Below are 11,658 nucleotides of genomic sequence, written 5' to 3' on the forward strand. Positions count from 1 at the left end.
GGTAGAGCTTTTAGCTTTTAGCTTTTAGCTTTTAGCTTTTAGCTTTTAGCTTTTAGCTTCCGCAGCAAACCCAACCACACCCAGCTCCCGCAACACCCGCAGCCGCTCACCATCAACGGCGAGCACCTCTCCCAATACCTCAGCGGTGTGCTGCCCCAGCACCGGCGCCGCCTGCTCATAGCGAAGTGGCGTGGCCGAGAATTTCAGCGGATTGCGCACCATCGGCACGTTGCCACCACCGGCATGCGGCAATTCAATCCGTAGTCCACGCGCCTGCACCTGCGGATCGGCAAACACCTGATCGATGCGGTTGACCGGATTGGCCGGTACCACCGCTTTCTCCAGCGCCGCCAACCACTCAGCCGCCGGCCGCGTGCGCAACACCTGCTGCAGATGCGGCACCAATATCTCGCGGTTGGCAACCCGTGCGTTGTTGCTGGCATAGCGCGGATCGCGCGCCAGCTCCGGCTCACCAATCACCCCGCACAAACGTGCGAACTGACCATCATTGCCCACCGCCAGCATGAAATAGCCATCGGCCGCCGGCATCACCTGGTACGGCACGATGTTCGGGTGCGCCGTGCCCTGCCGGGTTGGCACCACGCCGCCGATCAGGTAATTGGAGGCCTGGTTGGCCAGCCAGGCGACCTGGGTATCCAACAACGCCAGATCAATCTGCTGACCAACGCCTGTGCGCTCGGCATGACGAAGTGCGGCAAGAATCGCGGTCGCCGCATACATGCCGGTCATCAGATCGGTCGCAGCCACGCCTACCTTCTGCGGGCCAGCACCGGGCGCACCATCCGGCTCGCCGGTCACGCTCATCAAGCCACCGATGGCCTGGATCGCCGCGTCGTAACCGGCGCGCTGCGCGTACGGACCGTCCTGCCCATAGCCGGTGATCGAGCAATACACCAGTTTCGGGTTGATGACCTGCAGGCTGGCGAAATCCAGCCCGTACTTCTTCAGGCCGCCGACCTTGTAGTTCTCCACCAGTACGTCGCAGTGCATGACCAGCTCACGCAGCAGCGCCTGCCCTTCACTGGTGGTGAAGTCGATCGCCAGCGAACGCTTGCCGCGGTTGGCGCACAGGTAATACGCAGACTCGCTGCTGTCATTGCCCTGGGCGTCTTTCAGGTACGGCGGCCCCCAGCTGCGGGTATCGTCGCCCACGCCCGGCCGCTCGACCTTGATCACGTCGGCACCGAAGTCCGCCAGTACCTGCGTGGCCCAGGGGCCGGCGAGGATGCGCGACAGATCCAGGACGCGAACGCCGTCGAGCAGGTTCATTTCGGCCACCATGTCTTGCAGGCTTCCGGCAGTGTGGGTTGCCAACCAATCGCTCGCTGGAACGCTTCAGCCAGCGCGATCAGGCTCAATTCGTCGCCGACAGTACCGATCAGCTGCATGCCAACAGGCAGCTCGCCCGCAGCTACCGGCAAGGGCACGGACAAGGCCGGATTGCCGGCCAGGTTGGCATAGGCGGTGAGATCGGCCTGACTGGCCGGCGCCGGGTTGCCGAACGCGAATGCACGTTGCGGCGCAGTCGGCATCACCACCACGTCGCACTGCGCCAGCCACTGCTGCAGCTGCACCTGGCCACGATCGGCCAGCTGCGCGGCAGCGGCGAGCTCGGCAGCACTGCGACCTTCGGCCCAGGACATCAGCTTGACCAGCAGCGGCGAGAACTTGCTGCGATCGCCGGCCCAGGCATCGGCGTGCTCGACCAGCAGCTCGGCCTCACTCATCAACAAGCCGGCGCGGCGTGCGCGGGCAGAGGCGAAGGCCGGTGCCGGCAAGGGCTTCAGCTGATGGCCCAAACCAACCAGCACACGCAAGCCATCCTCGAATGCCGTCTGTACATCCGCTGCAACCTCGGCTGCGTCAAACAGATCGACCACACCAATGCGCAGCGCCGACTTGTCAGCAGGCAGGTACTGGACAAAGCGCGACTGCGCGCAATCCGGATCGAAGCCGGACATCAGTTGCAGCAACAAACGCAGATCACGCGCCGAACGGGTCAATGGGCCGATGTGATCCAAGCGCCTGCACAAGGCCACCGTGCCGCGCGTGCTGATCGCGCCCCAGCTCGGCTTGAGCCCGACCACGCCGCAATAACTTGCCGGTATGCGCACCGAGCCCATGGTGTCGGTGCCCAGCGCCGCCGCGCACAAGCCGGCGGCCACCGCTGCACCACTGCCGCCGCTGGAACCGCCTGGCGTATAACCGTGCCGGCTGCCCGCAATGCAGCCACAGCCGGATTGTCGACGTTGGCCGGCGTGCTGTGGCGGCGGGTTTCCATACCCGCGGTGGTGACCATGCCGGCCACGTCGATATTGTCCTTGACCGCGACCGGCAGGCCTTCCAAAGGCCGCGCCAAGCCGCGCTGGCGACGTTGCCGGGACTGCGCTGCCGCAGCCAACGCGCCTTCCGCATCGACATGGATATAGCTGTTGATCTGCGCCTGGCTGGCAGCGATGGCCGCCAGCTGCTGCTCGATCAGTTCAGTACAGCTGACTTCACCGGCCGCCAGCAAGGCGGCCTGCGCCGTCATATCCAAGCTCAACAACTGCGCATCGGCCTTGCTCACACGGTCTTCCTCAAGCGAAACGTTTGTCGATCAGACGCACCGGCTTCTGCCGTACTTCGATACCGGTCAACGCCGCCAGCTCACCCGGCGCGGCCAGCACGATGCTCATTTCAACACCGAGGCGCTGGCGCAGCAACGCGGCAAACTCCGCTGCCAGCTGTGCGTCATCCAGCGCGCCACGGGTTTCAACATGCACCGCCAGATCATCGCGGCCACCTTCGTCGCGGCTGGCGACACAGATGAACTCACCGGCGAACGCGGCGTGTTCTTCCAACACCGGCGCCATCGCCTGCGGGAATACGTTGATGCCGCGGATCTTGACCATGTTGTCGCTGCGGCCGAGGAAGCCCTCGATGCGTCGCAGGTTCATGCCCAGCGACGACGGCGTGGTCAGCACGCGGGTCACGTCGTGGGTGTTGAAGCGGATGATCGGGTAGATGTCGTCCTTGTACAGGCAGGTCACCACCATGTCGCCGGTGTCGCCGTCAGTCACCGGTGCACCGCTGTCCACGTCGAGGATCTCGACGTACTGCGCGTCTTCCATCAGATAGAGACCATCCTGGTCCGGGCCCTGCCCGGCAATCGCACCGGTGTCGCCGACGCCATACCAGTCGTACAACTCGACACCGCCCCAGGCCGCCGACAGCGACTCACGCGATTCACGACCGAGGTGGCCGCAGATCATCCGCACGGGGATGTCCTTGCCCGGTACCAGGCCGTTCTCGCGGGCCACGTCGGCCAGCTTCTTGATGTAGTCGGCGAAGCCAACAATCACATTGGCGCCCATGTTCTTCATCAGCTGCACCTGCTGCGCCGAGCGCATCTCGATGCCGGTGCCGGCCGAACAGAACAGCGCCTGCGTGTAGTGCGTCACCGCCTCGCGCACATAGTGGCCGCCGTTGATCATGCCGTGGCCGTAGACCGAGTGCACCACGTCGCCGGGCTGCATACCCTGCCAGCGGTACAGGCGCGCCAGCAGCAGGCTCTGCACTTCGCGCGAATGCGGCGAGAACACCAGCGGCTGCGGGCGGCCGGTGGTGCCGGAGGTGGTGTGGAAGACCAGCGGCTTGTTGCCGGCTTCGGTGCCGTCCTGCCAGCCGTGGAAATCGCCCAGCGGCGGGTTGGCTTCGACCGAGGCCATGATTTCGTGCTTGCCGAACACCGGCAGCTTGGTGATGTCATCTAGGCTCTGGATGTCTTCTGGCTTGATGCCTGCATTGCCCCATAGGCGCTGGTAGAACGGGATCTGCCAAGCGCGGGCCACGCAACGCAGGAACATCGCGTTCTGCTCGGCGCGCAGTTCCTCGCGGCTGATGCGCTTGAACTTGTCGGTGAAAGCCTGGTCCAGCGGGAACTGTTCAAGCAGCTCCTTGACATCGAACGACTCGAAATAGGTGGCGTAGGTCATGGGGTCTCGACAATCAGCAGGTCAACCAGCCGCCTGACATCGTCGATGTCCTGCAGATGGTCGAAGTGGGAGATCAGGGCATTGCGGTGGCCGGCATCGAACGGACGCGCGGCGTGGTCAAGGCAGTGGTGGAACTTTTCCAGTTGCTGGGCACGCGGCAGCGGCCGTTGCGGCGAGCCGATGGCGGCATCCCGTTGGTTGTGCAACACCCGGCCATCGCGCAGGGTGACCGTGATCGATTGCGGCACCAGCGCATTGGGATCGTCGCAATCGTTCGGCACCAGGTTGACCTGGGTGGCGAACGCCGCCAGCCGTGCGTCGGCCAACTTTTCCGGCGCATACGCCGACAGGCCGACCTTGCCATCAAGCAACACAGTGCCAAGCAGGAATGGCAGGCAGAGCCGTGCGTAGCTTGTCTCCATCGCTGGCTGATGGCTGCGGCCGACCAGCCGGCGCACCAGCGGCGGTGCCTGCACTTCAATATGGGCAACGTTGTCGAGGTCCAGACCGTGCTGCTGGCGCAGTTCCATCAGCATGTCCTGCGCGGCATGCGCGGCGCCGCCGGTCGGGAACACCTTATGGCTGACGGTGAGGATCTGCGCTTCGCGCGCAGCCAGTTTCCGCAGCGATGGGCCGACGTCGAACTCACCTTCAATCAACGGCAAATAACCGAACGGACCTTCCAGCATCTCACGCGGCGCAGGGAAGCCACTGCGCGCCAGTTCCCAGCAGCTCAAGGCGGCGCGCGCGTTCAACGCGACCTGCAAGGCCAGCGTCGGCGAGCCTTCCACATGTGCCTGCATGGTGCCGGACAGGTGGCTGTAAGTCAGGCCGAGCGCGCGGCGCAGGAGCTCCTCATCGGCGCCGTGCAGGTGGGCGATGCCCGCTGCCGCACCCAGTGCGCCGCACATCGACGGGCGGAAGAAACGCATAGGTGCCCGGCCGCTGATGCCGATCAAGGTAGCTACATCGACCGCAACATTGAGCGCTGCGATCAAGGCCTTGCCATCGACCGCCACACCATCGACATTCGCCCGCTGCTCGGCGGCGGCAAACAGCGCCGATTGGATCACCGCCAGTGGATGCACCACGGCCGGCATGTGAACGCAATCAAATTCCTGGCTGTGTATCTGGTAGCCATTGACCATCGCCGTGCTCGCCGCAGGCATGGCTTCACCGGTCACCCAGACCCGCGCGGCATCGCCGCTGCCGAAGCTCGCGGCAGTGCGCCGAACAGTTTGGGTCAGTGGCACCTGCGGACCGGAGCCGGAAATCCCCACCGCAGCCGAATCCATCACGAACACCTTCGTGGCCGCGATCGCCTCGGCGGAAAGGTCTTCAAAACGCAGCGCACTCGCATGCTGCAACAGTGCTTCAGTCAATCGCATCAGGCCACCCGCGCCAACATGGCGTTCAAGGCGTCCAGACTGCCGCCATTGACCAGCGCCTGCACCTGCCCAAAGAGGGGTTGCGCCAAACCCGCCGATACGCCACCCCACTTCGCCAGGGCCAGCGCCTTGGCCAACACGTCGTCGGCCGACATCGGGCATTCCGGGTCGCCCCAGGCGTCGATGCGCTCGGCCTGCACGCTGCGGCCATCGGCAAGCCATAGCTGCACGCTGGCACCGTAATGCACCGGGAAACGTTGGCTGCAGGCCGCATCCTCGATCAGCGCGACACGCTGCCGCCACGGCGCCAGCTCGGCATCGCTGCAGGCTTCGGCGGTGTAATGATCGAGTTGCGGACGACCGTTGACCAGGATCGAGGCCAGCGCATGCTGCAGGCTGAACTTGGCCTCCAGCTCGGTGCGCGGCTCGGCGCGGTCGCAGAAGCGCAGGGCTTCGGCATAGGTGCGTACTTCGATGCGTTCGATCTGGAGGGCGTCAGCGGCATCGAGCTGCGCCATCGCTTCCTGCATCGCATCGATTGCCGGGTGCGCATGCCGGCAGGCCGGCCATGGCTTCAGGCTGGTGCTGTGGATCAGCCAGTCGTCTTCATCGGCAACCACCAGTTCCGGCACGGCATCTGCCGCGGTGGCGGCAAACAGACCCTGCTCGCCTTCCAGTATCCTGCGCGGCCCACGCATGCCCGCCAGCGCCAACTGCGCCGCCAGCCAGCCACTGCGTGCGGCCTCGGCGTTATGCAATGACTTGGTCGGCACCGGTTCATGGCGCATCTGCCACAGCCCGCCGGTGCGACTGCCGGCATTGCCGAGCGCGTCGGCCAGCGATTCAGCCGGCAGGCGCAGCACCGATGCAGCGGCTGCCGCAGCGCCAAACGCGCCGGCAGTCGAGGTGGGATGCCAGTAGCGGTAATGCGCCTTGCCCAGCGCCCGGCCGATGCGGATGGTGGCTTCGTAGCCGCGTACGATCGCGTCGAGCAGCGCCGTGGCATCCGCGCCTTCGGCCTGCGCCGCAGCCAGTGCAACCGGGATGACTACCGGGCCTGGATGCAGGATCGCAGCCCGGTGCACATCGTCCATTTCCAGCACATTGCCGAGTGCGGCATTCAGCAGCAGGGCGTCGGCAGCAGTTCTCCGGCCCGCCCCCAGAGCAACCACATTGCCACTGGCCTGCGCCTGCACCACCGCGCGCAGCTGGTTGGCAAGCGGGTAGCGCAAGGCAGCCAAGGCGCAGCCCAGCCAATCGACCAGTAACAACGCGGCGCGTCGCCTGGCGGCGGCATCGACTGGCCGTTGCATACGCTGGGCGAGCTGTTCGGTAAGGCTGGCAGCAGGCGTGGTCATCGCGCGATGAGGTCTCGGTGCAGGCCCGCAACAGCGGGTTCGGGATGGTGGGAACAGCAACCGCGTGAAAGGAGCATAACCGACTTTGTCCGGACATATCATATGATCCGCTTCCCGACCGCCGCAATCCGCCTCATGCCCCCAATTCTGGATGTCGACACTTTCTTCGATTACCTCGCGCAAGGACCCGAAGTCTTCGCGCCCGGCTGTGCCGGCCATTCACTGCTGTTCGAACACTGGCTGCGCAGCGGCGCCGAGCGCTGCGGCGGGCTGCGCTTCACCGGCGTGCACATCCCCACCGTCAATACCTTCGACTTTGCCGGACTGCACCCGCAGGCACGTCAGCGCACGATCTTCCTGAGCAGCGATCTGCGCAGTTCGTGGCTGGATGGCCGCGTCGACTACCTGCCAATGACCTATACCGCCACCTGGCGCTGGCTGCGCGAAAGCGTGGTCTTCGACACCGTGCTGGTGCAGGTAGCCCCGCCGGACGAAGACGGCAACTGTTCGCTGGGTATCGCCTGCGACTTCACCCCGGCCGCCTGGCCCCGCGCGACCCGAATCCTGGCGCATATCAACCCGCGCATGCCGCGTACGCGCGGGCCGTCCATCCCCTTGTCGCGGATCACCGCCGCCATCGAACAGGATGCGCCGTTGCTGGCTATTCCCGATCCGCCTGCCGATACCGCGATGGATGCGGTCGCGGCACAGGTCGCTACCCTGGTGGAGGATGGCGCGACACTGCAGCTCGGCCTGGGGCGCCTGCAATCAGCGGTGCTGCGCGCGGTGCGCGAGCGGCGCAACCTGCGCATCCACAGCGGCATGGTCTCGGATGGGCTGCTGGGCCTGATCGAATCCGGCGCACTGTCGGCAGCACCGGATGCAGTGGTGGCCGGCGTCGCGCTGGGTACACAGGCGCTGTACGACATCGCCCCGCGCACCATCACCTTCCGCGAGGTTGGCCATACCCACGACCACAAGGTACTGGGTGGCATCCCGCGCCTGACCGCCATCAACAGCGCGCTGTCGGTGGATCTGCTGGGCCAGGTGAACGGTGAATACCTGTCTGGACGCCAACTGAGCGGTGTGGGCGGCCTGCCTGATTTCCTGCAAGGCGCTCGCCAATCGACCGCTGGTCGCGGCATCATTGCACTCCCTGCCAGTACCCCGAAGGGCGAAAGCAGGATCGTGCCGATGCTAGCCGCCGGTCCCGTAAGCCTTGCCCGCGTAGATGCCGACTGCATCGTCAGCGAACATGGCGTAGCCGATCTACGCCATCTCGACGTCCATGCACGGGCCCAGGCCCTTATCGCCATCGCCGCACCCGAACACCGTGAACCCCTGCAGCGCAGCTGGCAGGAACTCTCGCTCAGACTTTGAACAAGGATCTGTACATATGACTGGTACGCGACGCAGCAAGCCCCGCTATGCCGAACTGGGCGATCTACTACAGGCGGCAATTGAGAAGGGCGAGTACGCCGTTGGTACCTTGCTACCCACCGAGCTGGAGCTGTGCGAGCGCTTCAGCGTCAGCCGCCACACCGCACGCGCGGCGCTGGCACAGCTGATCAGCGCCGGCCTGGTGCAGCGCCGGCCCGGCGCCGGCACGCGGGTGATCGCACAGAACTCGGCGATGCGCTACGAGCACGAGATCGACACCGTCGACCTGCTGATGCAGTACGGCAACAGCACCCGCCTGAAAGTGCTGGAGTCCGAGCGCAAGCTGGCAGATGCCGCGATAGCGCAGCGCCTGGACATCCATGAAGGCAAGGAATACCTGCGCCTGCACTGCCTGCGCCTGGAAGAACAGACGCGCGAACCGATCGCTGTCACCGAAATGCTGATTCCGGTACGCATCGGCGTGCCGACCGAGAAGTTGCTGGAAGTTGCCGGTGCCGCACGGGCGCTGGCCAAGTTCCTCGACCCGACCAAGCTGTCGCGGGTGGAACAGGTATTCGACGCGGCGTCCTTCGATGCCAGCGACGCCAAGCTGCTGGACATCAAGAAAAGCGAGCCGGCGATGCGCGTGCAGCGCCGTTACCGCGATGCCAACGGCCGCCTGCTACTGGTCGCGACCAGCCTGCATCCGCCGGGCCGGTTTGCCTATTCGATGGTGCTTTCACGCAGTCACCGCTGATCGAAGCCGCCCTTATTTGCGCCACCCGAGACCCGATGACAGATCCCTGTCATCGGGTTTCCTATGTGCGAGGCCGCCAAAGAGGTAGGCCGGGTAAGCGCTGCGCTTACCCGGGCTACACCTGCCGAGCCGATCAGCCCCATAAGCAGCGCTCCAGGCCTCACCCCTGTGCTGCCAACGCCCGCGATCCGCAACAGCGGCTTGACACCCCGGAGCCAAGAACTGAGGCTTACGCCATGAGTATCGACCTTACCCCTCTTGATCTTCGAGAGCTCAACACTCTCATCCGCGCCGCACAGGACAGGCACAAAGCGCTCACCCAACGTCAACCTGCGGACAAGGTCAGGCGCAAGCTCACCGCATTGGCCAAGCAGACCGGCTATACGATCGAGGAACTGTTCGGCCCCGGTGCAGATGCCGTTGCAACCAAGAGCAAGCCCTCCCGGCGCAAAGGGCCGAAGGTCAAACCGAAGTACCGCGACCCCGAGAACCGTTGGAACACCTGGACTGGCCGCGGCAAGATGCCGCTCTGGCTGGCCTCCAAGATCCGCTTCGGGCAGACCGCCACCGACTTCCTGATCCCCGGCGTGGCCAAGCTCACCCCGAAGGAAAAAGTGCTCACAGGCAAGCGCAAGCTGTTCAAGCCCGGCTGAGTCAGAACGGCAAAACCGGGGTCAGAGTGGGTTTCGTGCCCAACCCCACTCTGACCCCGGTTTTGATTGGCAGGCAACAACGCCACCCGCATTGGCGTTAACTGCTAGATTCCAAGGCTTCTCCAAGCTTGGACAAAGCCGCCCATGCGTAGTCGTCTGCTGTGGATGTTGCTCTGCGTGCTGGCACCGGCCAGCAATGCCGAAGTACTGGTGCACTCGATCAGCTACCAAGGCAACGACCGGCAAACGCCATTGGCAGCCGGCAACTACCGCAACCCGATCCTGCCCGGCTTCTACCCGGACCCGTCGATCGTGCGCGTTGGCGATGACTTCTATCTGGTCAACTCCACATTCGGCTATTTCCCCGGCCTACCGGTCCACCACAGCCGCGACCTGGTGAACTGGACACAGGTTGGCAATGCCATCAACCGCCCCGGCCAGATCAACTACGGCAAGGACGAACTGACCCGCGGCCTGTTCGCCGCCTCGATCAGTCACAAGGACGGCCGGTTCTACATCGTCAACACCTGCTTCTACTGCGACGGTGGCAACTTCATGATCCGCGCCGACAACCCAGCCGGGCCATGGTCCGACCCGGTCTGGCTGCAGGTGCGTGGGATCGATCCTTCGCTGTTCTTCGATGCTGATGGCAGCAGCTGGGTAGTCCACAACGATGTGCCCGATGGCGAACTGCGCTACGACGGTCACCGCGCGATCTGGCTGCAGCAGATCGACCTGACCAACGGCAACGCCATTGGTGAGCGGCGTCTGCTGGTGGACGCCGGCGCTGACCCGGCCAGCAAGCCCGAGCACATCGAAGGCCCGCATATCTTCAAGCACGACGGCTGGTATTACCTGACCGCCGCCGAAGGCGGTACCGGCGAACAGCATGCGCAGATGATCTGGCGCAGCCGCAGCCTTGCTGGTCCCTACCAGGCAGGCCCCACCAACCCGGTGCTGACCCAACGCGACCTCGATCCAAAGCGCGCCAATCCGGTGACCTCGGCTGGGCATGCGCAGTTCGTGCAGCTGGCTGATGGCAGCTGGTGGGCAGTATTCCTCGCCACCCGCCCCTACCGCGGCAATCAATACAACCTTGGCCGCGAAACCTTCCTGCTGCCGGTGCAATGGCAGGATGGCTGGCCGCAGGTGCTGCCACGCGGCGCCGACGTGCCGGTGCAGCTACCGCGCCCGCAGATTGCCGGCGCGAATGCGACTGTCACCGATAGCGCCGAATCCACCTGGACGGAAAACTTCAGCGACGCGAAGCTGCCGCCACGATGGCTGACCCTGCATCCACCGAAGCGCGCATGGTTCAACACAGGCGCTGGAGGATTGAAGCTGCAAGCCGGCACGACGCCGCTGGGCGCCGAGGGTGCTGAAGAACAGGCCCACTATCTGGGACATCGCCTGCAGCACCATCGCGCGACCTTGGATATGCAGCTGTCGGCCGCGTCTGTGGCTGATGGAGAGCTGGCGGGATTGGCCTGGCTGCAGAACGAACGCTATCACTATGTGTTGGGCGTTGAAGCCAGCAACGGTGCGCGCCAGGTAGTTCTGTACCTGCGCGCCGGCAAGGACTCACCGGAGGCAGGAACGCTGTTGGCGCAGAAGGAACTGAGCAGCGCTGGCAACAACACGGGGCTGCGATTCACCCTGGATGGCGCACGCGCGCAGGCATGGTTCTCACCACGGCCCGGGCAATGGCAACGCATAGGTGAAGCCCTTGATGCGAGCCTGCTCAGTACCGATACCGCGGGCGGATTCATCGGCAGCACATTTGGTGCGTATGCACTGAAGCGATGAGCAAAACTGGAACCGACCACAGCGCGCTTCTGCCCCCCTCCCCTTGCCGCAGGCAAGGGGAGGGTTGGGGAGGGGTGCTGTTCGCGGTTGATCTGCGGCTGATGCATTGCCAGCTTCGCGGCTTGCGCCGCTCCTACAACGCTGCTTGCAAGGCCCCTGCCGAGCATGGCTCGGCACTACGCCACCTCCCTTTGCCGCAGGCAAGGAGAGGGTTGGGGAGGGGTGCTGTTCGCGGTTGATCTGCGGCTGATGCATTGCCAGCTTCGCGGCTTACGCCGCTCCTACAGCGTTGCTTGCAAGGCCTCTGCCGAGCATGGC

Annotated in this window: 8 protein-coding genes and 1 pseudogene; 4 read left to right on the plus strand and 5 right to left on the minus strand. The window is 64.8% G+C overall.

Annotated features, from left to right (window positions below):
- Positions 1–45: 45 nt before the first annotated feature.
- The 5 genes and pseudogenes from ACVOL0_RS08875 to ACVOL0_RS08895 form a co-directional block, all read right to left on the minus strand.
- Complete coding sequence (locus tag ACVOL0_RS08875) at positions 46–1,302, minus strand: CaiB/BaiF CoA transferase family protein (RefSeq protein WP_481548779.1); 1,257 nt, start codon at positions 1,300–1,302, stop codon at positions 46–48.
- Positions 1,287–2,554, minus strand: a pseudogene (locus tag ACVOL0_RS08880) (amidase). Before ACVOL0_RS08880 ends, ACVOL0_RS08875 begins: the two are co-directional and overlap by 16 nt.
- A 46-nt stretch (positions 2,555–2,600) precedes the next feature.
- The gene (locus ACVOL0_RS08885) at positions 2,601–3,998 is read right to left on the minus strand and encodes a phenylacetate--CoA ligase family protein (protein WP_481548780.1); all 1,398 of its coding nucleotides are present in this window, start codon (positions 3,996–3,998) and stop codon (positions 2,601–2,603) included.
- Positions 3,995–5,386: an MmgE/PrpD family protein gene (locus tag ACVOL0_RS08890; protein ID WP_481548781.1), complete on the minus strand. Its 1,392-nt coding sequence runs from the start codon at positions 5,384–5,386 to the stop codon at positions 3,995–3,997. The genes ACVOL0_RS08885 and ACVOL0_RS08890 overlap by 4 nt, the downstream gene beginning before the upstream one ends.
- Positions 5,386–6,744, minus strand: coding sequence for an MmgE/PrpD family protein (locus ACVOL0_RS08895; RefSeq protein ID WP_481548782.1), 1,359 nt, complete (start codon positions 6,742–6,744; stop codon positions 5,386–5,388). The genes ACVOL0_RS08890 and ACVOL0_RS08895 overlap by 1 nt, the downstream gene beginning before the upstream one ends.
- A 135-nt stretch (positions 6,745–6,879) precedes the next feature.
- Between ACVOL0_RS08895 and ACVOL0_RS08900 the strand changes: the two genes are divergently transcribed.
- From ACVOL0_RS08900 to ACVOL0_RS08915, 4 genes are all read left to right on the plus strand, one after another.
- Complete coding sequence (locus ACVOL0_RS08900; RefSeq protein WP_481548783.1) at positions 6,880–8,124, plus strand: acetyl-CoA hydrolase/transferase family protein; 1,245 nt, start codon at positions 6,880–6,882, stop codon at positions 8,122–8,124.
- Between the two features lie 16 nt (positions 8,125–8,140).
- A complete protein-coding gene (locus tag ACVOL0_RS08905; RefSeq protein WP_481548784.1) occupies positions 8,141–8,881 on the plus strand; it encodes a GntR family transcriptional regulator in 741 nt (246 codons plus the stop codon).
- Positions 8,882–9,117: 236 nt separating this feature from the next.
- Positions 9,118–9,534, plus strand: coding sequence for an H-NS histone family protein (locus ACVOL0_RS08910; RefSeq protein ID WP_481548785.1), 417 nt, complete (start codon positions 9,118–9,120; stop codon positions 9,532–9,534).
- Positions 9,535–9,678: 144 nt separating this feature from the next.
- Entirely contained in the window at positions 9,679–11,340 is a 1,662-nt protein-coding gene (locus ACVOL0_RS08915; RefSeq protein WP_481548786.1) for a glycoside hydrolase family 43 protein, read from the plus strand.
- Positions 11,341–11,658 lie beyond the last annotated feature (318 nt).

This window comes from Stenotrophomonas sp. STEN021 (genome assembly GCF_056760175.1).

Bases quoted from the DNA above. Each gene is read 5' to 3' on its own strand.
- ACVOL0_RS08875 (WP_481548779.1), bottom strand. From the start codon at position 1,302: ATGGTGGCCGAAATGAACCTGCTCGACGGCGTTCGCGTCCTGGATCTG.
- ACVOL0_RS08885 (WP_481548780.1), bottom strand. From the start codon at position 3,998: ATGACCTACGCCACCTATTTCGAGTCGTTCGATGTCAAGGAGCTGCTT.
- ACVOL0_RS08890 (WP_481548781.1), bottom strand. From the start codon at position 5,386: ATGCGATTGACTGAAGCACTGTTGCAGCATGCGAGTGCGCTGCGTTTT.
- ACVOL0_RS08895 (WP_481548782.1), bottom strand. From the start codon at position 6,744: ATGACCACGCCTGCTGCCAGCCTTACCGAACAGCTCGCCCAGCGTATG.
- ACVOL0_RS08900 (WP_481548783.1), top strand. From the start codon at position 6,880: ATGCCCCCAATTCTGGATGTCGACACTTTCTTCGATTACCTCGCGCAA.
- ACVOL0_RS08905 (WP_481548784.1), top strand. From the start codon at position 8,141: ATGACTGGTACGCGACGCAGCAAGCCCCGCTATGCCGAACTGGGCGAT.
- ACVOL0_RS08910 (WP_481548785.1), top strand. From the start codon at position 9,118: ATGAGTATCGACCTTACCCCTCTTGATCTTCGAGAGCTCAACACTCTC.
- ACVOL0_RS08915 (WP_481548786.1), top strand. From the start codon at position 9,679: ATGCGTAGTCGTCTGCTGTGGATGTTGCTCTGCGTGCTGGCACCGGCC.